Below are 25,477 nucleotides of genomic sequence, written 5' to 3'. Positions count from 1 at the left end.
CTTATTTATTCTCCTCCCTGTCTCCGGCTAGTGCCGCTATAACCGCACCGCGGACAATGACACCCATTAATTTTCCGTTTTCAATTACCGCAACCGGAACTGGGGAGTCATAAATAATGGAGAATATTTCATTTAATGTTGTATCCTTTTCTACAGATGGCACATCGGTTTTAATAATATCCCGTAAATTCGTATTCTCTTTCTTTCTTGCCGCTGATGCATCGTCTGCTGTTACATAGCCTACTAAATTACGGTGGTTATCGATTACAAATACAATCGATGTTCCAGATTCTCGCATCCGCTCTAATGCGACACGAGGGCCATGCTTCTCAAGTGTTATCGTTTCTGCCCGTTTCATAATTTGCTGAGCAGTTAACACCTTCGAACGATCGACATCTTCTACAAATTTTTCTACATATTCATTGGCTGGATTGACTAAAATTTCCTCAGGTGTGCCAATTTGCACAATTGCTCCATCCTTCATTAAGGCAATTCGGTCCCCGAGGCGTAGTGCTTCATCTAAATCATGCGTGATAAAAAGAATGGTTTTTTGCATGGTTGATTGTAAATCGAGGAGTTCATCTTGCATTTCTTTTCGAATTAGTGGATCTAATGCGGAAAATGCCTCATCCATTAATAATATTTTCGGGTCGTTTGCTAACGCACGAGCGAGTCCAACACGCTGCTGCATTCCACCGGATAATTGCCCAGGTTTTTGATGTACATAGTCCCCTAAGCCTACTAATTCTAATGCTTTAATTGCTTGTTTTCTCCGTTCCTCTTTCGATACATTTTGAATTTCTAATCCAAATTCGGCATTTTCTAATACCGTGCGATGTGGAAATAATCCAAACTTTTGAAAGACCATACTAAGCTTTTCTCTTCTCACTTTTAGTAGTGATTTTTTATCCATTTTCGATAAATCTTCACCATCGATTAAAATAGACCCAGCAGTTGGTTCTATTAATCTATTAATTAATCGAACTAATGTAGATTTCCCACTCCCCGATAAGCCCATGATGACAAAAATTTCTCCTGGCTCTACGGAGAAAGAAGCCCGATTAACTCCAACGGTACTTCCCGTTTCTTTTAAAATTGCTTCCTTTGCATATCCTTTATTAAGCATGCTTATTGCTTGCTTCGGATTTTTACCAAACACTTTTGTTAATTGATTTACTTCTATGATTGGCAAAGCTTTCACCTCTTCTTTCTAACTTCAATAATAAAAATCATCGGCATAATGCCAGCTTTTATTCGATTTTGCTATGTATTTTCAAAAAGCTCCCCGTCAATTGCTACTTTATTACTATATACCTTCCAATTGATTTGTACAAACTTTATATATTGTTATATTTGTATGTATTTTACGTACAGTTTATTCTGTACGTAAAATACAAAGACTATCCTTTTAATTCCTCCAATATCCTCCCAATTCCTACCCAACCTCCCATTTTTCATACGAATTCATTTGTTGTACGCTTAGTTTAGAGAGGGTTGGTAGGAATGAAAAATATTTCTTACAGTGAAAATATTACCAATAAAATTATGATTGAATTCTCAAGGACGATTCAGTTGTTTGGATTAACCTCATTAGAGGCAAGGCTGTATGCTTACTTATTTTTAACGAATGAGGCGCGTACATTAGATGAAATGGGCGAGGCGTTAGGTAAGAGCAAAACGGCAATCAGTACCAATATCCGCAGTCTTCTAGATTTAAATTTAGTAACCCAAGTTTGGAAAAAAGGGGTGCGAAAGGATCTATATGCTGCAAATAACCAACTATTCAAAGCTTTTATGAATTTTTATTTGAATAAATGGATCGATGCAACCTACCATCAAAAGGAAGCATTAGAGGAAACAAGTAAAATGATTGAGCAGGCGAAAAAGGATGGAGCAGGGAACTTAACGGAATTTGCAAACCTTGAATTAGGAATGCACGAAATTTTAGAGTTCCATGAAGAACTAGAGGGTATGTTTAAAAAAATGAAGCAAGATTAAACAAAATGGGATTGTAGATTTTATCATGTCGTAATCATGTTAAAATCTCAATCCCATATTACTGTTAGTTTTTCGGAATGTATTGAAATATTTCTCCGGATTCCACTACTTTAATAAATTTCATCAGCCAATCATAATAGCTCTTTGCGTATTGTAGCTTTTCTAAATCCCGATTAATTTTTTCTTTTAATGATTCATCTTCGGTTTCTTGAATAAGCTTTTCCAGCTTTTCGATTGCCTCATTTGCCTCTTCAATATTGGTTTCTGTCTGTTGGCGCCAACGAATGCCAAATAATGAAGTAAATGATTTATACCAATCTTCCTCCGATTGATATAAGTCTTTGCGAATCCCTTTTTTATAAATGGATTCCACCATCTTTATATCCGATAACAAGCGTACCCCTGTGGACATGCTTGTTTTACTCATCGAAAGAGCTTCCCGCATATCATCCAAGGTCATTGGTTCGTCCGCAAAATATAATGCCCCATATAATCTGCCAACAGAAGGGTTAATTCCATACAGGTTCATATTTTTCGCGATTGCTTGTATAAAAATATCAATAGTCTGTTCATGCTTTTCCCAATTCTTTGTATCCTTATCCTCAGACAACGAATGTCCCTCCACCTACTATAATCTGTGTCAATAGTTTATCATTATTAATTAAAATATGCGAATTTGCAATAAGCAAATGGAGAAAGCAAATAATTTTAGTTTATTTCCCCCGATATAAAGGTGTTACATTAGTCATCTTTACTTTTTTATGTGTGACTATTTGTTCATCATCTATTCGATTATCTTCACAGCAATTTTCCTTACTAAATCATTGTTAATAGTTACCATGAAATATAGGAGGGAAGAAAACTTTTTTGAACGTCATAGTATATTTATCACTACATATCTAATTTATCACTACATATCTAATAGATGTTTAATAATTAACTGCTGCAAGGAACCCCACTGTGGATAATCTATAAGTTTCATATAAAAGCTTTTTAAAAAGGATTTCCAATTAGCTACAAGAAACCAATAGTTTTCTTCCTCTAGTTGCTTCTGATGATTGCTTAGTTTCTCTGGTAATTGCTGCAGCAACTGTTCGATCGCTTCTACTGGCAACCCCTTTGTTAACATGGCAATTATCGGATTTATCATTCTTTCATCTTCATCATGGATATACACACTAGTGGAACAATCGATCTTATTCCAAATTGCATGTAAAATATTAAAATAGTACATTGGTTTGATTTTCCTGTTTTTTACAAGCTCATCAAACGCATCCGCAGCATGAGCAATACTATGTGCCCAACCTTTTTCTGGCACAAAGCCCCTTACATCTTTTTCTAAGTCGATATAATGGAGCAATTTATTCCTCGTCTCCTCTAGCTTTTCCTTAGATAAAAAATTATCCGCATTATCCCGATAAATGATAAGAGCAATAACAAGTGTCGTGAATGACCTAGTGAATACTGTATCGGTTCCTACTTCTCCAATTCCTTTAAACAATAGCTGTTCCGAGAGACAGTATTCTAGTATTTTGCTCAATCGCTCATTCTCGAGTTGATTATGGATGATTAGTTCGTAAAACATTTGGTAAATTAATAGATCTCTTAGCTCACTGTCTGTTGAGCCAATATGTTCCAGCATGGACCGGACAATGGTATCCTTTTGTTCGTCTTTCCAGTTTTTTTCTCCATTTTTTACTGCGGTTAGAACGATTTTTAGCTCATTTGCCGCCAATGGAACTTCCTTTAATAATTTGCTCATAATTGTTTCCCCTTATTGTGCTACCTGGTTTAGTTTTTCCGTATTGATTCCTGCCTGTTGTAATTTTTCTTCCCCTTCTGCTTCTATTAAGTTTTTAAACTTTGTTAAAACTGGATCGAAGTCTGTATGTTTTCCAATCTGGTAGATCATTTCCTGTTCAATCGGTAACCATGTATCAATGCTTGCCTCATTATGCTGGATTTGTGCCTCCAGTTTATCTAGTGCATTTGCTACTTTTGCTTCATAGCTTTCTTTATGCTCAAACTCAAACCAAAGGTCATAAAAGACTTGACCATTTTCATCACCTAAAGTTTGACGAATCTTCTCGATTGCTGCCACTTCATTTTTTTGTTTTTCTGCTTTTAATTCCGGATTTTGTAATGTATCAAATGCTGGGATATCTGTCGCATATGCTTCTACTAAATCATGGATAATAATCATTTTTAATAGTTTTTCGCTGTTCACCTTTTCGGTAAGATATGGTTCTATTGCCATCGCAAGCAAGCTAAGTCGCCAAGTATGCTCTGCCACGCTTTCTCGACGGCCATTTGATAACCAACTATGGCGCATTTCCATCTTTAATTTTTCTCCAAGTTTTACTATTTCCAGTACTCGTTTCAGCTGTTCCATACAAGACCATCCTTTTTTCTCCATTTTATCACTATTTCACTATAAGAAATTAGAACATTAAAAAAAGATCGCCGATAATGACGATCCACTTTACTTTACATACAATATCCACCACCATGGGGTACTAAACAAATTACCATACCATTGCATGCTTCGTTTAATATTCGTCTTCACAGCGGAGAACGATCGGATCTGTTTGTTCCATTGTTGCTTTATACAAAATAATATTTCCGGTAGTAGGCACTAATGCTTCGGAATGAACCTCAAAATTTTCATCTAATGCAATTGTCCAGGCTGCTTCACTATTTTTCATTAATACTACTGCTAATGTGCCAAACTGAACGATATTATCCCATGGAAACCATTCGGTTTTGCCATTTTCTATAATCGAAATACCTTCTGTGTCACTAATTACCTTCGAATCATCTGCTTGCCAGCTACCATGCATTTCCGCTCCTACATAATAATAGGACCTACCACTACCACGATCTCCATACGTTGCGATAAACTGCTGTAGTGTTTGATCTTCTGCCTTATAGGTAACAGCAGCAATATCATTTGCTAGCCATTCTAGCTTTACCTCCTCTTGCGGATAGAAGGATAATCTTTCTTTTGCACGACCTAAAATTCCATAATAGGAGCGATAATACATCGCCTCTCCACTTGCAACATCTTCTTTAATAGAGAATACTTGCACCCAATCAGGAGAAATACTAGTAATATTTTTTATTTGTTGGTTACTCTTGATGAGTAACCATGTATTCACAATAATAAATAGAAGGGCAACACTGGATAGTGCGATTCGGATCTTTTTCGTGAGTGTCAGTAAAATAAAAATTGCTACTATTAAACAGAGCACACAAAAAATATTGATTATATAGAACAGCCGGTTATCAATATACTCTACTTGATATCGGCTATGGACGAATAAATAACCCATTTGCAAACAGAAAAAAGCAAGCGCGAATAGGAAAAATATCCATCCCACGAGTTTCATTAATTTATTCCGCTTCTGTTTCATCTGGATTTACCTCCATAGAAAATTCCCATGTTTTACCGTTATCAGTGGAGAGAAATTTCCCTTTCACTTTTCCACCTAAATAATCTCCATTCGGCCCTTGATTAACTAACATTGCCAAATGATCCCCCTCGATTGTTGGTACTTCTGCAGACACAAAAATTCTATCATAGTTTTCTGGGATATTTACCACAGCAGAATGCCAAGAATTCCCGCCATCTTCTGTCACATAAAGATCTGGTGCCTCTGGATTAATCGTGCCATAGGATAGAAAACCTATTGATTCATTAATAAACCCACCATCATAAATTAATCTTGTTACTCCGGAATTCGTTGTTTCCTTCCAGCTTTTTCCCCCATCAAAGGTTAAAAAGACATCGGATAGTTCCGAAGACATCGTTCGGTCACCAGAAATAATGACATAGCCAAAAGTGTCCGTTACAAAATCTACCTTTCGAAACCTTATGGTAGGATATTGTTCGCTCACTGTTGCATTTTCCCATGTTTTACCTTGATCTAGCGAATAAAGCAGGTGGATAGTTTGATTTTCCCAGTTGGAACCATCCGAGTATAAAAACGCAACTCGCGTTTCCGTTAGGATATAGCTACCATCTATCAACTGTTGCTCGTTTCCAATGTACTCGCCGTTAAATAATAGCTCCTTATCTATCGGAACGGTTTGCCAATCCTTTCCCTGATTGAACGTAATGTTTAACTGTTCCTTTTGAAGCGTATAGCTTATTCTTTCATTGTTTATTGGCCGTAATTTCTCGATTTGTGGTGTTTGCGGTATATTTTGTAACAGCTGCTCCTCCATTGTCGGATCAAACCCTTGCTTTGTAGAGTCCGTTTGCTTCTCATAAAAAACTAACGCAACAATAAGGGCAATCATCATGAAACAGGATACGCCAAGGATAAAATTTTTCATCAATAGGACCCCTTATGTACAATTACTTTATTAATGCATTCTTTATTTCCGGTAATAGCTTTAGTAGTGCCATTAAACGATTAATATCAAAGTCAGCCATCGCAAGCTCCACCAATTGCCACCAGCCCTTTATCCTTTGCTGGAATATAAGAAAGGCGATACCCTACTACTACAGCATCCGTGTCTCTCCCTTATATTAGTATGTTCTTTTGTCAAGTTTATCAAAATTACTGGAGTATTTACCTAACAATGGATTCTAGCATAAAAAAAATCCCACATTCTCACGAAATAGGGGATTTTATGTCTGCTTTGAAAAATCACTCGGAACTGAATGCATTTCTATTATCGATATTGGTAATGTGTTGGCTGAAATAAGTCTTCTTCACTATTTCTAACCATGGAAAAATGTTCGACATTGTAATGGCCATGAAGTGTTTTATTATGGTGCCTAATAATTTGTTCTGCTTTTAACACTACACTATCGGTCGTGGAATGTCCGTCTCCAACTAATGTGACATCAAAGCCACTAACAGTTGCTGTTCGAACAGCAGTATCGATACAGTGTTGTGTTTGACAGCCCATAATTACTAAATGCTCAATTTGTTGCGATTGTAAGTGTTCAAGTAGGCCCGTTCCATGAAAGGAATTCGTTGCATATTTGTTAAAAATCTTTGACCCGACAGGTACATTAATATCCCGATGAACCTGAAACCCATCTCCCTGACCTCCGGCAACATCTAAATCTCTAACAAATACAACTGGTACATCCGCATCATTCGCTTTTTCTATTACTTTATTAATCATACGAATTAGCTGCTCTTTTTGATAAACTGGTTGTTCCTCTTGATTCCCTTCGATTAACTCTTGCTGAGCATCAATAATTAATAATGTTTGTTTCACCTGTTTTCCCCCTAAAATTTCTGGCAAACAATACTCCCTTATCCCCTAGAAATATTGTATCTCAATGAATTATAATTTTCCGATAATATAACGATAGCATAAATGAAATCATTTAATAAGTATGATTCCATCATTTTTTCTGTAAAAATTTATGCTAAATTATGTTACACCGTCATTTTCCAGCCAGAAGAGGTCAACCAGTTTTCCTTATCCTTATAATCAGGCATTATTTTTCCAACGAGACGCCAAAACGAACGATCATGATTCAGATGGACCATATGGCACATTTCATGAATCACGACATAATCGATTACTTCCTGTGGCGCCATCGCTAATTTCCTATTAAATGTCAGCTGGTGATTTGCATCACTCGTTCCCCATGTCGTTTTACTTTCGGTAATTCGAATCGCACGTGGTTTCATTTTGAAATAACTTTGATAGGTGGAAATGCTTTTTTCTATTAATACCTTACACTGCTTGTAGTAAAATCGTTTCATTATTTGTTGAATTTTTTCCTCGTCATATGCTTTTACATACAGTAATAATTTATTCCCTTGAACGATTACATGTTCCTTTTGAATACATTCATCTTCTATTATTTCTATCGGATAAGCATTTCCTAAATATAGAAAACGTTCCCCATTCGAATAGCTTTTTTTCTTTGGGCCATTCTGCCGTTCTTTTATTTCGTTTAATTTCTGCTGAATCGGCGTCCAATTTTTCTCTAAAAGCTCCTCTATACTATCATCTAATGTCCCTTTCGGAGCCTGTACTTCTATATTCTGATAACCATCAATTGTAATTCCAATCGAGGATCGATTTTTATACTTAATTGCAACACGGACTGTCTTTCCTAAATAGCTATATGTGATCTCCTTCATACACTATCCCCTATATTTTATAGCCAACCCTTTTAAGAAATTCCTAGCATATTTATCTCCGCACTCTTTATAATTTTTATGCCCCTCTTTTCTTAAAAAGGCACCAAGCTCACCTTTGGAAACTGTTATACCTGCACTTTCAAAAATTTCTAGCATTTCTTCCGTAGTGAAGGCTAATGCGATTTTCACCTTCTTTAATAGCAGATTATTCGAATGTTTCTTCATCGAATGGATGGATGAATCCGGCTTATTTGGCTGTGAATCCTGTTTTCCTCGTTTATAGATGATCAATCCATTTAAAAATGCATCTAACATATTGTTATCACATCTAATTTGCTCTTCTTCAGCGTCCGATTTAGTAAGTATTTTGATCACCTCAGGCACCGATAGTTCTTCGCCACCAAGTTGGAAAATCTCCGCCATTTCTTTATTTTTTAACTCCAAAGCATATCGTAATCGAATTAATATATCGTTATTATCCATAATAAATCTCCTATATGTGTAAATTGTTTCTTTCTTATCCTTTATACACGAGAGACTTCATTATAGCAACCTCCTCGTAACGTAAGAAATATAAGAGACCTAGAAATAAAAGGGGAGCTTTACTTTGTAAACAAGCAATGGAAGGGGTTTTACTATCTTGATTACCTATTAATATTGGAAATGTTATTGCAATATAATTGCCATTACCGTAAACGAATTAACAAGTCCTTGTTCTTTTTCTCTGGAGATTCTGTGGTAGCATTATACATGCAACAAGAACATGGAGGTAAAATAAATGCTTAAAAAAATCATATCTATTGTACCAGTTGCTGCACTTACTTTAACTGTTAGTGCGAATGTTCAAGCTGCAACTATTACTGTACAAAAAGGGGATACCCTTTCGGATTTAGCCCTTGCTAATAAAACATCTGTTGAAGAAATTCAAACAATAAATCATCTATCAACAGACCTTATTCATCCAGGGGATATCCTTACGGTTACTCGACCTAGTGAATATATTGTTAAAAATGGCGATACCCTTTGGGACATTGCCAACAATCATCATATAACCGTTGCACAAATAAAAAATTGGAGTCAAATCGATTCTGATCTCATTCACCCAGGAGATGTCCTTACTATTGCACAGGAATACACTGTGGAAAAAGGAGATACTTTATCGGAAATCGCAGAAAAATTTAATACATCTGTTTCGAAAATAAAGGGATGGAATCAATTAGATTCCGATCTTATTCATCCCGGATTAGAGCTAGTAATCTTTGCCGATTCAAATACGACTACTACTAGTGAAGGAAAAGCTTCATCTGAGAAGGAAACTCGTATAGATGAAAAATCTTCTTCCGCTAACAATGAGGTTGCATCCAGCAGTGCAGAAAAGGGAAATGCTACAACAAATGATGCGGCTGAAGAAAGTACCGCAAAAGTAACTGCTCCTTCAACTGCATCGGAAAATACAGCAAAAGAAAAAACAACTACAAAAGATGATGCAAATAAAAAGGAAATTATTGTGGAGGCTACTGCTTATACTGCTTCCTGTGAAGGATGCTCTGGTGTTACTGCTACCGGAATTGATTTGAAAGCAAACCCAGATGCAAAAGTAATTTCTGTCGACCCTGACGTCATTCCGCTAGGTAGTAAAGTTTATGTAGAAGGCTACGGTGAAGCAATTGCTGGAGATACTGGCGGTGGTATTAAAGGAAATAAAATTGACATCTTTGTACCTTCGAAAGCGGATGCTATTAATTTTGGAGTGAAGCAATTAAAGGTAACGATATTAGATTAATAGATAAACTATTTGAATAAAAAGGAATCCATGGCGGATTCCTTTTTTGCTTATTCCTATCTAAAGCTTAGGCATCATCGAAATTCTTTTTTCACTACAGCTAATGCTGCTGCAATTACTTGATGCATATCATAGTACTGATACCTTCCTAGCCGCCCACCAAAAATAATATTCGGTTGGTCCTCTGCAAGTTTACGATACTTACGATATTTCTCATTATTTTTATCATCATTTACTGGATAGTACGGTTCATCCCCTCTTTTCCATTTTCTTGGGTACTCTTTCGTAATAATAGTTTTATGCTGATTACCAAATTCAAAATGTTTATGCTCAATGATACGTGTAAATGGGGTCTCTGCATCAGTATAATTAACAACCGCGTTTCCCTGATAATTTTCTTGGTTTAGTATGGTCGATTCAAACTGCAAACTTCGATATTCCAATTCTCCATACGTATAATCAAAAAATTGATCAATCATCCCTGTATATATAATTTTAGGGTACGTCTGAACGTACTCATCCTTGTTCATAAAAAAATCTTTATTTAATTCTATTTCTATTAAATCGCTAGCAAGCATTTTCTCGACTATTTGCGTGTAGCCACCAATCGGTATTCCTTGATAGCGATCATTAAAATAATTATTATCGTATGTAAATCGAACTGGGAGCCGTTTAATAATAAAGGAAGGTAAATCTGTCGCTTTTCTCCCCCACTGTTTCTCAGTATAACCTTTTATTAACCGCTCATAAATATCCGTACCGACTAAAGATATCGCCTGTTCCTCTAGATTTTTAGGCTCTCCAATTCCCGCTTTTTTTCTTTGTTTCTCAATTTCCTCCTTTGCTTCTTCTGGTGTAGTAACTCCCCATAGCTTATAAAAGGTATTCATGTTAAATGGTAGATTATATATCTCCCCTTTGTAGTTCGCTATCGGGCTATTCGTATAGCGATTAAAAGCTGCAAATTGATTAACATAATCCCATATTTCCTCATCATTAGTATGAAAAATATGTGCACCATATTTATGCACTTGAATGCCATCAACATCTTCCGTATATATATTTCCACCAATATGGTTTCGCTTTTCAATAACCTTTACTCTTTTTCCCCTTTTAGCAGCCTCATAAGCAAATGTACTTCCAAACAATCCCGACCCAACAACTAAATAATCATATTTCATTCTAATTACCTCCAAGGGACTATCTAGGTTTGATTTGTTTTTGTTATTTTCCCCTAGATAACATGTAAAAATAGCTATCTAATCTTTTTCCTCTTAGATAGCTATTTTCAAAGTTATTTTAATTAAAACCGACAAGCTTCTGCGATATTTTATAAGCACCTACCGAAATGCTACGGCCTGGTCGGCCAGGTAAATTCATTAATTGCCCCATAATGCCATAGCGAATATCATGGTATAATTCTACATCTTTTTCTTTAATATATTTCCAAAGCTCTTTTTTCTTTTGTAAATTTTCAGGCGTACCTGAACGTATCAATAAAATGGCAGAAACTACTGTGACAATTTCCAGGTGATGTAACAGATATTCGCGTAGGTTTGGATTGGTTATCGAATTTAGAGGTACGTGATCGATCATAAGTTTATTTACTTTTATCTGTTGATCTATTCGTTTAATCATTATTTTTTCTTGAACAGATTGATCCTCTCTGCCAATAAAGTATCTATAAAAATCCACATTGATATAATACATTGTTTTTACATACTGAAGGGGAGCGTACACGAAGAGATTATCCACATAAAATGTATGCTTCGGAAGTACAAGCCCACTTTCTCTAACTAATTGGGTACGATATATAAGCGAATGCATCAATAGGTATTGACCTTTACGAAATGGTTTGATGTCATCCCAAGAAAAGATTTCTCCTATAGGGAGAACATTTTCATACTTCATTACCTTCTTATATTTCGCACCCTCTTTTTCGTACACAAAATTACTAATGATCATATCTACTTTTTTTTGTTCCATAACAAAGCTTCGTATTGATTGTAAAACTTTAAGATACGCTCTAATATCTACCCAATCATCACTATCAACAACCTTAAAATAACTACCCGTCGCATTTCGAATCCCTGTATTAACAGCTTCTCCATGGCCGCCATTTTCCTGATGGATCGCTTTGACAATCGTTGGATATCGATTTGCATATTCATCTGCAATTTCTCCTGTTTTATCAACGGAGCCATCATTTACTATCAGCAGCTCGACGCCTTCACCGCCGGGCAAAAGGGATTCTATGCAATATCTCATATATTCTTCTGAATTATAGCAAGGAATTACTACTGATAATAATTTCATATGCACTCTACCTCTTCTAAGCCTTTTTTTCTGGCTCTTGTTTAAAAATTATCTTAAAGATTGGGAAGAATACCCAGAACGAAATCGCACTGTTAATAATCATCGTAAAGACATCAGCCGTTGTTTCGCCTACAGATCCCATTCCCCATGTATTCATCATTAAATTATAGATTGGCGCTTTATAAAATCCTTGTGCAGCAGCGGCACCAATTGTAATAATAATGTAGGCTACGACATACCAAAATGCAGCCGTCCATACATTACTGTTTGATTTAAAGGTAATATTACGTTGTGCAAAAAAGTTAATCACTTGTGCAATACCAATGGTTATTTGAACAGCAAGGAAATAAGCAAGTCCTCCGCCACCACCTGAAGCAAGTGATCCAGCCGCGTAATCAAAAATATAATAGGGGGTTCCATCAAAGTTATGACCAAACTGTAAAACTTGGAAACTAGTAGTTACTAGAGAAGTATTCGCAAAGATGCTTTTAAAAACGGGCATTAATATAAGCTGTAATAGAGTTATCCCATTACTCAGCATGAAAAAAACTAGAAATTGTGCAATATTCGGATGCTTCTCTTTATAATTTTTCCAATATCCTACTGTTCCTGTAACAATTTTATTATTCTTGATATTCAAGTTACTCATATTATTTTACAACTCCTTTGCAGAACCCGCTATGTTTTTTTCTATTTTTGCTACCTTCACCTTTTTACTTCTTTCTTTAAGCACTGTTTTCATTCCCTTAAAGAAGTGACCATTTACAATTAATAAGATTCCATCTAACATTGGCATATTAATAATGCCACCTGTCATTCTCGCAATACCTCGAAACGGCATATGATAGACCGACATCATAATCAGATTTGCCGTACTTCGCTTTCCAATCTTTCGAAAGAACCAATGTGCAAAATTAATAGAATGAAATGCAAACCTAGCAATTCTCCCCTTGGCATATTGACATTGAGCAATTGTATCATTATATCCAAGTGGTTTGTTTCGATCCCATTTGGATGTAGGGACTTTATGTCCAAGTAGTCTTTCAAACTCATCTACCCCAACATTATTCACTTTGCCTGAAAAATAACTTGGTAGCTCCACTCTATTATACGGGGAGGGTGCTCCTGTTCCTGTAACAAAAATCTTAGCTGATAATCGAATATCAGCACTTGATGCTGCAATCATAACCTCGTACTCTGCTTCTTCAACTTCCCACTTATTGGTTTTCACATTAAAATATCGAAATGTTTTATCATCAAATGGGATAGTCACTGTTTTCGATTCTCCTGCCAGTAAATAAACCTTTGTAAATCCCTTTAGTTCTTTTTCCGGTCTAAAAATTACATCAGATTTGCTTCCAACGTATAACTGTACAACTTCCATACCATCGCGAGTTCCACTATTAGTTAAAGTGAATGTCACGCTATCCTTTTCTACCTGAATGTTTGAGTAGTCAAAAGTTGTATAGCTTAATCCATACCCAAATGGGAAAAGAACCTCTACCTTTGCAGTATCATAATAGCGATAACCTATATATATTCCTTCTCGATATTCAACACTTACTTCTTTACCAGGAAAGTTATGATAAGAAGGAGTGTCTTGATAACGTAATGGATAGGTTTCTGCTAGTTTTCCAGATGGATTCACTTCTCCTGAAAGGATATTAAGAATCGCTCTTGCTCCTGCCTGCCCTGCCAAGTAACTATGTACAAGCCCCTTCACTTTGTTTATCCAAGGCATTTCGACAACAGATCCACAAGAAAGAACTGCTACGATATTTTCGTTCACCTGATGCAAAGCATATAATAACTCTATTTGATTTTCTGGAATCTTCATGCTTTGCCTATCTAAACCTTCAGCCTCTGTCGCTTCATCTAATCCAATATATAAAAGAACGACATCTGCATCTTTTGCTAAGGCACATGCACGATCTATTTTTTTCTGACTTCTTTTTCCATACCGTTCAAACCCAGCCTCAAAACCAATGCTAGTAATCCCTGAGTCTTCTAGACACTCTAATGTATGATTTAATATGGTAGGATTTACAATGGATGATCCCGCTCCTTGATATCTTGCATTTTGCGCAAAATCTCCAATTACCGCCACCTTTTTCCCTTTTTCTAAAGGTAAGATATGATCTTCATTTTTCAGAAGAACAATAGATTCTTCTGCAGCCATTTGTGCCACTTTATGATGCTCTTCTTGATTAATCCTTATTGTAGGTTGTTTGAAGGCTTGCTCTGTTGTAAAAATTAAATCAAGTAATCGGTCAACACATTCGTCTAATACTTCTTCTTGTAATCTACCATCCTTTATTGCTTGAATAATTTCTTCATTTGTCTCCCCAGCAGTTGTAGGCATTTCTAATTCATTACCAGCTATTAAACCTTCTACACGATCATTGCTTCCTCCCCAATCAGTGACCACAACACCATCAAAATTCCATTCATTCCGAAGGATACCCCGCATTAAGTGAATGTTTTCATTTGTGTATGCACCATTTAGCATATTATAAGAGGACATGACTGTTTTTGTTTTACCTTCTTTAATAGCAATTTCAAAGGCCGTCAAATAAATTTCGCGAAGTGTCCGTTCATCTACAATTGTATCAATCGACATTCTTCTTTCTTCTTGATTATTTACTGCAAAATGTTTAACACAAGCAGATATTCCATGGGACTGTATCCCTCTAATCATACCAGCAGCCATTTTTCCTGCTAAATATGGATCTTCACTAAAATACTCGAAATTTCTTCCAGCTAGAGGATTTCTTTTCATATTAATACCAGGTCCAAGAAGGACGTTTACTTTCTGTGCAACGGCTTCCTTCCCTAGGTAATTACCGATTTTTTCTCCTAGTACTTCATTCCAACTGTTTGCTAAAGTGGCAGCAGTAGGAAAACAGGTGGCTGGAATACTTGCATTAAGGCCAAGGTGATCTGCTGCCTCTGCCTGTTTTCTAATCCCATGAGGTCCATCGGCAAGAAACATACTTTTGATTCCAAGGCGTTCAATGTCCATGGTTTGCCAGAAATCTTTTCCTGACATTAAGGATGCCTTTTCTTCCAATGTCATTTTATCTATTAAATTATTGTATTTCATGTTCGATTCCTCATTTTTATTGCATTAGGCGGTACCCGACTGAAGTACCGCCTAACACTTATTTTTAATGATGTGCCTCTATGCTGCACGAATTGGTTCCATATTATACAGCTTTAATGCTATCTACTATTTCCTCCCTTTTCTTGCTATTACGGAAGACAAAGAAGAATGCAGTAGCAAAACCTAATACTAGAAGTGCATCAATAATAATCGTAATAATAACCCATTGCGGCATTTCTGAACTTAAATCACCTTCGATTGCGATACTATTTGCTGTGTTGTATAAAATATTATGTGCCGCATCACGTAATGCCCATAATGTATCATTACTGCTTGTATTTACTTCCGGAACACCCATAGGTGCTGCACCAGTAAGCATTAAGTCATTACCATTTCGAAGAGCAAGCTCGACATTCATGTAAGGGTATGCGTTAAGTCCGCCGCCATTCATATAGAAATCTGTAATCACATGTCCTGCAAAGCCCCATTCATTCCGAAGAACTTCTTTTAGCAGACCGTTGTCTGCACCAGCCCATGTATTACCGATACTATTAAAGGATGACATAACAGCCTTTGCTCCACCTTCTTTAACAGCAATTTCAAAAGGTTTTAAGTAAATTTCGCGGATTGCTTGTTCATTGCTCCAAGTCAGCACACCGAATGTACGATTTGTTTCCTGATCATTTAATGCAAAGTGCTTAATATATACATAGCCACCTTGGCTTTGGAATCCTTTTGTAACAGCTGCGGCCATCTTACCGGAAAGAAGACCATCTTCTGAATAATATTCGAAGTTTCTTCCAGCAAATGCTGTACGGTGAATGTTCATCGCTGGTGCATACCAGCCAGTTACACCATATGCTTTCGCTTCCGCTCCAACATGTTCTCCCATTGCTTCAGCAAGCTCAAGGTTCCAAGTGGAAGCAATCATTATTTCAGAAGGGAATGCTGTACCAGATTGTCCATTAGCCGCCATATTCATGTTGTTGATTGCTGCTGGACCATCATAATCTAATGTTCCAGGTTTACCTACAGAATCAATTTCCAAAGTGCGATAACCACCTAAGGTTGCTAAGTTTACTAAATCATCAACAGTAAGCTGGTCAAGTAATTGATCCCAAGACTCATCATTAATATCAAGTCCAGTATAATCTTTTAGCTGTTTACCGTTATCAGCTCCTGTTATAGGTGCTTTGTCATTAGTATCAGCTGGTACATCATAACGAGAACTATTAATGAAGCTTACAAATTCAGAATCTACTAATTTGCCTTTTACTTCTTTGGTTGATCCTTCTGATGTCGTTACAGTATAGATCTCATTTTTGTTGATATCAGTTAAGTTCGCAAAATTATTAGCTCTTGATAAATAAGTGGTTATACTACCTTCACCAGTTACTTCGTCATCAAACTGATTGACAGCAACCTGTTTATCTGTCGAACGTCCGGTAGAATCATAAACAATTTCTGTTAAATTTTTCGATCCAACATCGGCAATTTTTTCATGTGAGTTATTCATCAGCATAAGCTTATATTCGCCAGCTTCAAGAACATATGAACCAGTATCACTATATTGTTTATTTGCATCATATGAAGCCATATCTTCTACGTTAAATGTAAGTGTTACAGTTTCGGATTCTCCAGGTTTAATACTATTTGTCTTTTCAAATGCCGCTAAATCGATAGAAGATTTTTCGATTTTTCCAGTGTAAGGTGCGGTGAAGTATAATTGAACTACATCTTTACCCTCGACTGAACCAGTATTTGTTACTTTAACATCCACTGTTACCTCTGTATCTGTCCAATTTAGGCTATTTGGCACAACTTCTTGTTCAAAGCTTGTATAGCTTAACCCGTAACCAAATGGATATTGAACTTTTTCGTCATAGTTGATTGCGCCTAACGTTGCTGCAGTTTCATAAAAACGATAGCCAACATAAATCCCTTCTGAATAATCCACGTATTTCAGAAGAACATTACTGGAATCAACTGCTTGTGAATAAGTACCGTCATTATTTTCAATAACGTAATCGAAATCACCAAAGTTGGCAATGGCAGGTGAATCAAGTAGGTCCTTGGGATAAAGATCGACTGTTCTACCAGATGGATTAACTTCACCTGAAAGCACTTTTCCTAATGAATTAAATCCATTTTGCCCAGGACCAGCAACATTTAAGACACTTTTAATTTGGTCGTATTGATCAACCCAACCAAGTTCAAATGTATTTGCACTGTTTACTACAAGAATGACATTATTAAAGTTTTGGGTAACTGCATCAATCATGCCTTGCTCTCTATTGCTAAGTTCTAAGTAATGTTTACTTGCATCTAGGTCATCTTCATAACCAAATTTTTGACCAGTTGCACCGAAAGAACCACCATCTGGGTCAAATGTATCTGGGCCATCCATTGTGCGCGGAAGGTCTGCACCCTCTCCACCAGATCGCGCTAGGAAAATAATCGCAACATCTGAGAAATCTTTCGCTTGTTGCATTAGTTCATCTGTGTAGAAATCCGATGGTTTTGGTTCCGGAATCGACCAATCTTGCCCATCCATTCCTACTAGTGGTCTTTTAATACCTGTATCAACATAAGCATTGTATAATTGTTCATTAACTTCAAATCCAGCTGCTTCCAAACCAGCTTTTGGTGTAACTGCTGTTGAGGCATCAGATGAACCAGAACCCGTACCACCATAAATCGGATTCGTGAAACTCCAACCAAAAACATTCACTTTCGTTTTGCTATCTTCCGATGTATCTAAAGGTAAAGCGTTTTCATCATTTTGCAGGAGTACGATACCTTCATCTGCAATCTGTTCAGCAACTAGCTCTGAACTTTCGCGTGCTTTCACTGCTTCTGCACTATCTAAATCGATTGTAGAGAAATACGAAGTGATAACATCCGAAAAATAATAAAGTGCTACGTTAGCTGCCAATACAATAACAAGTAGTACCGACAAAATGGAATTCCATACTATTCGAAACTTCTTTTTACTCATTTTCTTTTTAGCCATCTGGCTCCCCCCTATAAAGTAGTATCCAACCGTTAAAGCTTACTTAAAGGCTCTTTTCAACACTTCCTTTCGCCTTTTGTAAAGCGCATTCATATTTATTTTTTTTAATTCTGGTGTTTGTTCGGGCGTTCTGTAAAGAAAAAGCGTTAAAGAAATAAATACAAAAGCGCGTGAACTACAGTAAAGGAATTATAAGTTCTTTCATTTTTGAAAACCCCTACTGTTTACAAGCAAAATCATAGCATATTATTTTTTTCGTACAGAAAATTCGCATGAACTGTAGGAATTTTTGCATGAAATGTATTTACCTTTATATCAAAAAAAGGGGCTTGGATATTTCTCTATCCAGAACCCGATAATTTAAGATATTTTATTATTTCCCTTGTTCGTTAATAATGGCATTAAAATCTTTAGTTCAAACCAATTATCCTTTTGAGCGACATTAACAACCCCATCATATTTCTGCACTGCATAACGAATACTCTTTAATCCATATCCATGATTAAGTGGATCATTCTTTGTAGTGGCAGGTAAATCTCCGTCCAGTTTAAGCTTACCTTCATAATAGTTTTCAAATCGTATCATTAGAAATCCCTTTTGTGCAAATACGGACACATGAATTAATCGTTTTCCTTCTTCTATTTTTTGTTCATATTCTATTGCGTTATCTAAAGCATTACCAAAAATAGTGCAGATATCAATGACATCCATTCCACTCAGTAATGTTCCATCCGCTACACAGGTTAAGATTATCCCATTCTTAATACAATACATATTTTTGGTGGTAAGTACGGTATCCAACACTTGATTTCCTGTTCGATTTTGGGCTTCATATGATTTTATTTCATTTTCCATCTTGGTCAAATAGGCGTTTCGTTTTTCGTCATCCTCTTCTGCTTTGAGTGCGATGATCTGATTTTTCAAATCATGATACTTATAGTTGATAAGATCAATACTTTCCTTTGATTGCTGATATTGTGCATATTGATTTTGCAAGATATTTTGAACGGCTTTTAACTCATGTCGTACCCTTAGCTCGTTTAGCTGGATATGGTAAGCATATAGGATGGAATAACCTCCTAAATCTACTAATGTACGAATATTAAAGATTTCCTGTGCATATTGTCCACTAAATGGTGTTTTTGTAGTGACAAAACTTAAATTACTAATACCAAAAACAGCTGCCCCAATAAAAACAGTGGACCATAATTCACTCTGCCTTATATTCAATTTACCTATCTTTGGTATATGACGTTTTTCTAATAACCAGATGATAATAAATAAGATCCCATATATTCCAATTAGTGTAATTAATTCAAGGAAAAAACTATTTTGTTCACCTTTAAAAAAGAAGGTATGTACTTGCCATTCTAATGATGCGACAAACTCAGCAGCTACAAATGCTCTTATACTAAAATACCCTGCCTCCTTTGCATCAATATCACAGCTTTTATAAATGAGGATAAACATCATGCCGATTGCAACAATCATACAAGGAATCCAAAAGGCTATGGATAAATCCTTCGTCAGAACTAAAAAAAGAGATTGTACAATCAATGCTACCACAGAAAAAATGATTAACTTCCAGTGAATGAGACTCTTTCTTAACAAGGTTATGTAAATAATACAAGCAGACCATTCAGCTAATGCTGTATAAAGCCTTGGGATATTTGGAAGATAATCGGTCATTTTATTACTTCCCCCCAATAGTTTGATAAGGCTTCCATAAATGCTTTCCGTTTATTTCTACTAATAAGAAGTTCTTGTCCTTTCACAATTGCACAAACATCATTCATTCCTTCGACATGTTCTAAATTGAGCAAATAGCCTTTATTGCCACGGAAAAAATGAAAATTGGTTAATTGTTTTTCCAAATCTCTCATCGTTCCTGATGCGATAAACTCTCCTGCCTTTGTATTGAAAATTAGATTATGCCCTTGACTCTCGACATAATAAAGATCAGAAACCTTAAAGCGCTGAATCCCGCCCTTTACTCTTATTGTAATATAATGTGTATCTCTTTTTTTCATTCGATCAACCGCTCGATGTAAGCGCTGTGAAAATTGAAAATATGATATCGGCTTTAATACATAATCAAGTGCATCGACTGCATATCCTTTGATTGCATACTGGGCTAAATTTGTAATAAAAATGATGACTACTTCCGAATCCCTCTTTCTAATTTCTTCTGCGGCAGACATTCCGTCCATAAAACGCATTTGGACATCCATTAAAATAATGTCAAATTGAGCATGATAATCCTCTACGAATTCATCTCCATCAGAATAAGTTTCGATTTCAATCGTTTCGCCTCTATCCTTTTCAAAGCTTCGAAGAAATTCTATCAACTGTTTTTGATAATAAGTTTCGTCTTCTACAATAGCTACACGTATCATGTTTTGCCTCCCATCAGTGTAGAAATTACTTTTGAATGAGGTATAATCGTAAAATCTCAAACAAAGAATTTAATTTACTATGACATAACTAGACATAAAATCAAATATATAATTACCTAAATTCCATTTAATTTGTTATTACGTCCATCGTAACATATTAAATAGATTTAAAAAATCCATCATGTGAATCTTGTATGGAAGTTAGTTGGTAGGTAGCTAGTTTAAGTTATTGCTTGCATCAGCGTCGTTAAGTATACGAATATAATGGTGGGTTATGAAGAAAACCCGGTAAATCGAAAAAGTTATTTTCACGAAAACCGGGTTTAAATGGAAGATTTTCTTTTTTTTTTTAATTATAAGATAAGCTATACAGAGAAGTACATCTCCTTGATAATATAACTTTAGAAGTCTGTTCTGTTATGGTAGATACTGTGCCTAGCATGCTCTTATTTCAGCTTTAGTAAAACCTACACAAGCAATTCATAATACTTATTTAAGCTTTTCATCAACATCAGAAGTATCCACATTATCGCCAAACCAATCCTTTAGCTTTTCTTTAGCTTTATGTTTGACTTCATCATCGACATACATTGCAATTTTCAATAATGCCAAACCTAGTGCTCCTAAATCATCTGTATACCCAACTCCAACCGCAATATCCGGAATTAAATCAAATGGTAAAATAAAATATCCTAGTGCCCCGATAATAATTGCCTTTGATGATGCTGGTACTTCCGGTTTTTGTAGGGTATAGTATAAAATCAATACCGCATAAACGACCGAGGAGCCTGCTTTTTTTGCAAATTTCTTTAATTTCTCCCAAAATTTTTCATCGGAATAATGTTTACTAGCAGATTCTATAGATTTCGTAATTTCATCTTGATTTTCTGTCATTTTTTCATCGATCCCCTCTTTATATGTTTTATTGTTATATTACTAAATAATGGGTGATTATAGAGATTCGAGTGACTAACGATAAACTATTTGAGATGGATAGTTTGAACATATTATAGAGATTTATACAATCCCTTACAAAAAAACAGTCCCTATAAATAGAAGACTGTTTATGACATCAACATATCTAAAGCCGTTTTGACAAAGGGCGAAAAACTGATTCCAATCTCCACCATTTTTTCTGCTAACTTTCTAGAGTTACTTGTTTTCAAAAAAACAAAAATTATTTTTTCCCTTCCTTTTGGCAATATACATCGCTTGATCTGCACAGTTAATTAATAAATCTCTATCCTTACCGTTTTGAGGATAGAGAGATATACCGATGCTTACGGTCACTTGAGTAATACTATCGGCGATAAATAACGGGATATTATCCTTTATTTTATTTGCAATACGAATGCATTCTGATCGGTCAGCATCAGGTAAAATAATAATAAATTCATCGCCACCGAGTCTTCCGACTACATCTTGCTCTCTTACACAAAGCTTAAGGTATTTACTAATTTCTTTTAAAAATAGGTCTCCCTTATCATGTCCATACCGATCATTTATTTGTTTAAACCCATCTAAATCGATAAACATTAAACCAAAGCACTTCTTTTTTCGTTCCGAAATTTTTATCACTTGATCCAGTCGCTCCAAAATACTTCTACGGTTTGGCAGCTTAGTTAACGTGTCAATATAAGAATATTCACTTAGTCTTTGGTTTTGTTTTACCTGGGCAGTGACATCCCTTGCAATTACTTCTCTTGCAGGTTCTCCATCAAAGAAAATATACGTGGATTTTGCTTCAATATAATAACGGACATTTTCATGTTCATCATAAATTTTAAAATGATGTATTTTAAACTGCTGATCCAAATCATATTTATCACTAGAGGCTCTCAAGCTTGCATAGGATTTTGCATTAAAAATGTCCTTCCACCGGCGATTTACTACCTCTACTTGGTCATTATATCCAAACAATTTGGCTCCAGCTTCATTCGAATAGACAACAATTCCATTTCGGTGTACAAAAATAGCCTCTGGTGAAAGGTCGAGTAATTTCCGATACTGCTTTTCCTTACTTATAGATTGTCGCACAATGCTTTTAAGCGTGAATAGCAGAAATAGGAACATTGGGATTTGAATAATTGAAACGCCAATAGTGAAAATGCTTTCCCATTTTTCATTAAAGCTAATGAGATCTACTAATATGTCGACAATCACTAAAGCAACTAATACGAAAATATTTATTTTAATTCTTTTAATAAACACATCCATCTTTAATTCTCCTATGAAAAACGAACCATTATGATGTAACGTTTAGATTCTTCAATATTTCTCTTTAATAGCCTACCCTAAGATTGTTTTCATCACACCGAATAATTTTAAATGAACATGGGAATCTTTGTTGAATTTTTCCGCATTTGAAAAATGCCATATATTGCAAAATTAAAAAAACGGGAATTTTTTGTCGAATGAAAAGAGGAATTTTGGCACCAAGTCACGAAATAATACGTTAACGAAAGGGGAGGATATTATGAAACCACCTGTAGCAAAACGCGTTCCCCATCCTCATGAATTGCATGGTGATGTGCGTGAAGACGACTATTATTGGCTGAGGGATCGCACCAATCCAGAGGTTATCGAATATTTAGAGGAAGAAAACCGCTATTTTGAAGAAATTATGCGTCCATTAGAGGAAGATACCGAGCACATTTATCAAAGTATGGTCGATCGTGTTCCGGATTCGGAAGTGCATGTCCCTGTGCAGCATGGACCATTTTTCTATTATTCTCGTCTAGATAAGGACAAGCAATATCCAATTTATGCACGAAAACAGGCAGCAAGTCGCGAAACCCTCGCAAATGTTGCAGAGGAAGTAGTACTTGATTTCAATGAATTAGCCGTTGAAGGCGAATATTTAAGTGTAACGGTTCAGCGGATAACTACTGATCATAAACGCCTTGCCTACTTAGAGAATCGGGATGGCACTGATCGCTATACTATCCATGTTAAAGATTTAGAAACTGGAGCTCTTTTATCAGACCGTATTCCAAATGTATTTTTATATGGCAGTATGGAATGGAGTCGATGTGGTCAATACATTTTTTACATTTCTGTTGATGACAATCAACGTCCATACCAATTGTGGCGTCATCAGTTAGGAACTGCAATAGGGAGTGATGAACTAATCTATGAAGAAAAAGATATCACTTTTACCTTACATATGTCTAAATCGCAAAGCGGAAAATTTATTTTAGTGTATTCCGGCTCCAAAACGACGAGCGAGATCCGCCTGCTTGATGCAGATTCTCCGTTATCCCCATTACAGCTAATCGCTGAGCGTCGAGAAGGTATCGAATATGATATTGAGCATTGGGGAGATGAATTGCTGATTTTAACAAATGAAGGGGCTCCGAATTTCCAATTGCTCAAGTGTCCTCTTCATGACCTTGATGCACGGACAAATGTCGTGGAATATAAGGAGGAGCGCTATCTGCAAGCGATATACCCGTTTCAAAACAAGCTGCTGATCGCTGGTCGGGAAAACGGATTAACGCAAATTTGGGTACTTCAAGATGATGTACTAGAGAAAATTGAATGGGATGAGCCACTTTACACAGTATCTGTCCTATCTGGTCAAAGCTACGAGACAGAAGAAGTGCTCATCCAATACGAATCATTGCTCACACCGAAAACAACTTTCGGATTACATTTGCAAACCGGTGAGAAGCAATGTTTGCAAGTTGCTCCTGTTAGTGGTGAATATGACCCGTCACGCTTCCGCCAAGAGCAATTATGGGCTGAAGCTACCGATGGAGTTAGTATCCCAATGACCGTCGTTTATCAGGAAGGTGTACTCAACAACGGACCCGCTCCGTTAATTTTGTATGGGTATGGTTCATATGGTGCAAATAGCGACCCGCGTTTTGATCCATATCGTCTTCCACTGTTAGAAAAAGGAATTATTTTTGTCACTGCCCAAGTTCGTGGTGGTTCCGAGATGGGAAGAAATTGGTATGAAGACGGAAAAATGCAGCATAAGCGAAACACATTCACTGATTTTATCTGTGCTGCACAATATCTTATCGCTAAAGGTTATACAACTTCTAGTAAAATGGCAGCACGTGGAGCTAGTGCAGGAGGATTGCTTGTTGGCGCAGTAGCCAATATGGCTGGCGAGCTTTTCAAGGTAATCGTTCCAGCCGTACCATTTGTCGATGTCGTCACCACCATGCTTGATGCTTCCATTCCCCTTACTACACTGGAATGGGATGAATGGGGTAATCCGCTAAATCGAGAAGACTATTTCTATATGAAATCCTATAGTCCATATGACAATGTAGAAGCAAAGGACTATCCTCATATGTATGTCACAACTGGGCTGAACGATCCACGGGTTGCTTATTGGGAGCCTGCAAAATGGGTGGCACGCTTAAGAGCGGTAAAAACCGACAACAATGTGCTTGTGCTCAAAACGAACATGGGAGCCGGTCATTTCGGTGCATCTGGTCGTTTTAATCATTTAAAAGAAGCTGCTGCATGCTATGCATTTATTCTTGATAAGCTTGGCGTAGCAACGAAATAATAAATAGTGAACCCCCGGTAAGGTAGTATTTAAAAAGGCTAGACTTTAGGATACCGTTCCTAATCGGGGGTTAGTTCATATTTTTTTCCATCCAGCAATCGATCAGAAAATCATCTTTTTCGTAAAATAAGTAATTTCTAAAGTATTATCCCACGATCCATTACATCTTAAAACAATCAATCATGGTAATATTTCACATTTTCCATAATTTAATTGAGACT

The 25,477-nt window shown here is 36.3% G+C and carries 21 protein-coding genes; 3 read left to right on the top strand and 18 right to left on the bottom strand.

Annotated elements, in window-relative coordinates:
- Window position 1: 1 nt before the first annotated feature.
- Entirely contained in the window at window positions 2-1,192 is a 1,191-nt protein-coding gene (locus OEV98_RS12640; RefSeq protein ID WP_263073666.1) for a quaternary amine ABC transporter ATP-binding protein, read from the bottom strand.
- A 311-nt stretch (window positions 1,193-1,503) separates the two neighbouring features.
- Between OEV98_RS12640 and OEV98_RS12635 the strand changes: the two genes are divergently transcribed.
- On the top strand, window positions 1,504-1,998 hold the full coding sequence (locus tag OEV98_RS12635; RefSeq protein WP_263073665.1) for a GbsR/MarR family transcriptional regulator: 495 nt from the start codon (window positions 1,504-1,506) through the stop codon (window positions 1,996-1,998).
- 64 nt (window positions 1,999-2,062) lie between these two features.
- Here the strand turns inward: OEV98_RS12635 and OEV98_RS12630 are convergent, their stop codons facing one another.
- The 8 genes from OEV98_RS12630 to OEV98_RS12595 form a co-directional block, all read right to left on the bottom strand.
- Window positions 2,063-2,608, bottom strand: coding sequence for a GbsR/MarR family transcriptional regulator (locus tag OEV98_RS12630; protein WP_263073664.1), 546 nt, complete (start codon window positions 2,606-2,608; stop codon window positions 2,063-2,065).
- 300 nt (window positions 2,609-2,908) lie between these two features.
- Window positions 2,909-3,760 (bottom strand): DUF2785 domain-containing protein, encoded by an 852-nt coding sequence (locus OEV98_RS12625; protein WP_263073663.1) that lies wholly within the window; start codon window positions 3,758-3,760, stop codon window positions 2,909-2,911.
- Between the two features lie 12 nt (window positions 3,761-3,772).
- The gene (locus OEV98_RS12620) at window positions 3,773-4,390 is read right to left on the bottom strand and encodes an HD domain-containing protein (protein ID WP_263073662.1); all 618 of its coding nucleotides are present in this window, start codon (window positions 4,388-4,390) and stop codon (window positions 3,773-3,775) included.
- Between the two features lie 157 nt (window positions 4,391-4,547).
- The gene (locus tag OEV98_RS12615) at window positions 4,548-5,411 is read right to left on the bottom strand and encodes a hypothetical protein (RefSeq protein WP_263073661.1); all 864 of its coding nucleotides are present in this window, start codon (window positions 5,409-5,411) and stop codon (window positions 4,548-4,550) included.
- Window positions 5,392-6,336, bottom strand: a complete 945-nt coding sequence (locus tag OEV98_RS12610) for a WD40/YVTN/BNR-like repeat-containing protein (protein ID WP_263073660.1) — start codon at window positions 6,334-6,336, stop codon at window positions 5,392-5,394. Before OEV98_RS12610 ends, OEV98_RS12615 begins: the two co-directional genes overlap by 20 nt.
- Before the next feature lie 342 nt (window positions 6,337-6,678).
- On the bottom strand, window positions 6,679-7,236 hold the full coding sequence (locus tag OEV98_RS12605) for a cysteine hydrolase family protein (RefSeq protein ID WP_263073658.1): 558 nt from the start codon (window positions 7,234-7,236) through the stop codon (window positions 6,679-6,681).
- Window positions 7,237-7,400: 164 nt separating this feature from the next.
- Window positions 7,401-8,108 (bottom strand): M48 family metallopeptidase, encoded by a 708-nt coding sequence (locus OEV98_RS12600; protein WP_263073965.1) that lies wholly within the window; start codon window positions 8,106-8,108, stop codon window positions 7,401-7,403.
- A 12-nt stretch (window positions 8,109-8,120) separates the two neighbouring features.
- Window positions 8,121-8,600, bottom strand: a complete 480-nt coding sequence (locus OEV98_RS12595) for a YehS family protein (protein WP_263073657.1) — start codon at window positions 8,598-8,600, stop codon at window positions 8,121-8,123.
- A gap of 295 nt (window positions 8,601-8,895) precedes the next feature.
- Between OEV98_RS12595 and OEV98_RS12590 the strand changes: the two genes are divergently transcribed.
- Window positions 8,896-9,900: a LysM peptidoglycan-binding and 3D domain-containing protein gene (locus OEV98_RS12590; RefSeq protein WP_263073656.1), complete on the top strand. Its 1,005-nt coding sequence runs from the start codon at window positions 8,896-8,898 to the stop codon at window positions 9,898-9,900.
- Between the two features lie 74 nt (window positions 9,901-9,974).
- Here the strand turns inward: OEV98_RS12590 and glf are convergent, their stop codons facing one another.
- The 9 genes from glf to OEV98_RS12545 all read right to left on the bottom strand — a co-directional run bounded on the left by glf (window position 9,975) and on the right by OEV98_RS12545 (window position 22,945).
- A complete protein-coding gene (gene glf / locus OEV98_RS12585; protein ID WP_263073655.1) occupies window positions 9,975-11,081 on the bottom strand; it encodes a UDP-galactopyranose mutase in 1,107 nt (368 codons plus the stop codon).
- Window positions 11,082-11,199: 118 nt separating this feature from the next.
- Window positions 11,200-12,216: a glycosyltransferase family 2 protein gene (locus OEV98_RS12580; protein WP_263073653.1), complete on the bottom strand. Its 1,017-nt coding sequence runs from the start codon at window positions 12,214-12,216 to the stop codon at window positions 11,200-11,202.
- A 16-nt stretch (window positions 12,217-12,232) separates the two neighbouring features.
- Complete coding sequence (locus tag OEV98_RS12575) at window positions 12,233-12,865, bottom strand: hypothetical protein (protein ID WP_263073652.1); 633 nt, start codon at window positions 12,863-12,865, stop codon at window positions 12,233-12,235.
- A 6-nt stretch (window positions 12,866-12,871) separates the two neighbouring features.
- Window positions 12,872-15,319 (bottom strand): beta-glucosidase family protein, encoded by a 2,448-nt coding sequence (locus OEV98_RS12570; RefSeq protein ID WP_263073651.1) that lies wholly within the window; start codon window positions 15,317-15,319, stop codon window positions 12,872-12,874.
- A gap of 103 nt (window positions 15,320-15,422) precedes the next feature.
- Window positions 15,423-18,332: a glycoside hydrolase family 3 protein gene (locus OEV98_RS12565; protein WP_263073650.1), complete on the bottom strand. Its 2,910-nt coding sequence runs from the start codon at window positions 18,330-18,332 to the stop codon at window positions 15,423-15,425.
- 360 nt (window positions 18,333-18,692) lie between these two features.
- Window positions 18,693-20,021: a sensor histidine kinase gene (locus OEV98_RS12560; protein WP_263073649.1), complete on the bottom strand. Its 1,329-nt coding sequence runs from the start codon at window positions 20,019-20,021 to the stop codon at window positions 18,693-18,695.
- Window positions 20,018-20,728, bottom strand: a complete 711-nt coding sequence (locus OEV98_RS12555; protein ID WP_263073648.1) for a LytR/AlgR family response regulator transcription factor — start codon at window positions 20,726-20,728, stop codon at window positions 20,018-20,020. Before OEV98_RS12555 ends, OEV98_RS12560 begins: the two co-directional genes overlap by 4 nt.
- Before the next feature lie 489 nt (window positions 20,729-21,217).
- On the bottom strand, window positions 21,218-21,622 hold the full coding sequence (locus OEV98_RS12550; RefSeq protein WP_263073647.1) for a YkvA family protein: 405 nt from the start codon (window positions 21,620-21,622) through the stop codon (window positions 21,218-21,220).
- A 258-nt stretch (window positions 21,623-21,880) separates the two neighbouring features.
- Complete coding sequence (locus OEV98_RS12545) at window positions 21,881-22,945, bottom strand: sensor domain-containing diguanylate cyclase (RefSeq protein WP_263073646.1); 1,065 nt, start codon at window positions 22,943-22,945, stop codon at window positions 21,881-21,883.
- Window positions 22,946-23,204: 259 nt separating this feature from the next.
- Here OEV98_RS12545 and OEV98_RS12540 point away from each other — a divergent pair, with 259 nt between their 5' ends.
- Entirely contained in the window at window positions 23,205-25,256 is a 2,052-nt protein-coding gene (locus tag OEV98_RS12540) for a S9 family peptidase (RefSeq protein ID WP_263073645.1), read from the top strand.
- Window positions 25,257-25,477 lie beyond the last annotated feature (221 nt).

The sequence above is a fragment of the Perspicuibacillus lycopersici genome, assembly GCF_025660475.1.
GTDB lineage: Bacteria > Bacillota > Bacilli > Bacillales > Caldibacillaceae > Perspicuibacillus > Perspicuibacillus lycopersici.
The sequence above is the reverse complement of the archived record's forward strand: the minus strand, read 5'-3'. Positions and strand labels throughout refer to the sequence as shown.

Excerpts from the sequence above, each read along its gene's own strand:
- OEV98_RS12635 (WP_263073665.1), top strand. The coding sequence starts at position 1,504 with ATGAAAAATATTTCTTACAGTGAAAATATTACCAATAAAATTATGATT.
- OEV98_RS12625 (WP_263073663.1), bottom strand. The coding sequence starts at position 3,760 with ATGAGCAAATTATTAAAGGAAGTTCCATTGGCGGCAAATGAGCTAAAA.
- OEV98_RS12620 (WP_263073662.1), bottom strand. The coding sequence starts at position 4,390 with ATGGAACAGCTGAAACGAGTACTGGAAATAGTAAAACTTGGAGAAAAA.
- OEV98_RS12615 (WP_263073661.1), bottom strand. The coding sequence starts at position 5,411 with ATGAAACAGAAGCGGAATAAATTAATGAAACTCGTGGGATGGATATTT.
- OEV98_RS12610 (WP_263073660.1), bottom strand. The coding sequence starts at position 6,336 with ATGAAAAATTTTATCCTTGGCGTATCCTGTTTCATGATGATTGCCCTT.
- OEV98_RS12595 (WP_263073657.1), bottom strand. The coding sequence starts at position 8,600 with ATGGATAATAACGATATATTAATTCGATTACGATATGCTTTGGAGTTA.
- OEV98_RS12590 (WP_263073656.1), top strand. The coding sequence starts at position 8,896 with ATGCTTAAAAAAATCATATCTATTGTACCAGTTGCTGCACTTACTTTA.
- glf (WP_263073655.1), bottom strand. The coding sequence starts at position 11,081 with ATGAAATATGATTATTTAGTTGTTGGGTCGGGATTGTTTGGAAGTACA.
- OEV98_RS12580 (WP_263073653.1), bottom strand. The coding sequence starts at position 12,216 with ATGAAATTATTATCAGTAGTAATTCCTTGCTATAATTCAGAAGAATAT.
- OEV98_RS12575 (WP_263073652.1), bottom strand. The coding sequence starts at position 12,865 with ATGAGTAACTTGAATATCAAGAATAATAAAATTGTTACAGGAACAGTA.
- OEV98_RS12570 (WP_263073651.1), bottom strand. The coding sequence starts at position 15,319 with ATGAAATACAATAATTTAATAGATAAAATGACATTGGAAGAAAAGGCA.
- OEV98_RS12565 (WP_263073650.1), bottom strand. The coding sequence starts at position 18,332 with ATGGCTAAAAAGAAAATGAGTAAAAAGAAGTTTCGAATAGTATGGAAT.
- OEV98_RS12560 (WP_263073649.1), bottom strand. The coding sequence starts at position 20,021 with ATGACCGATTATCTTCCAAATATCCCAAGGCTTTATACAGCATTAGCT.
- OEV98_RS12555 (WP_263073648.1), bottom strand. The coding sequence starts at position 20,728 with ATGATACGTGTAGCTATTGTAGAAGACGAAACTTATTATCAAAAACAG.
- OEV98_RS12550 (WP_263073647.1), bottom strand. The coding sequence starts at position 21,622 with ATGACAGAAAATCAAGATGAAATTACGAAATCTATAGAATCTGCTAGT.
- OEV98_RS12545 (WP_263073646.1), bottom strand. The coding sequence starts at position 22,945 with ATGGATGTGTTTATTAAAAGAATTAAAATAAATATTTTCGTATTAGTT.
- OEV98_RS12540 (WP_263073645.1), top strand. The coding sequence starts at position 23,205 with ATGAAACCACCTGTAGCAAAACGCGTTCCCCATCCTCATGAATTGCAT.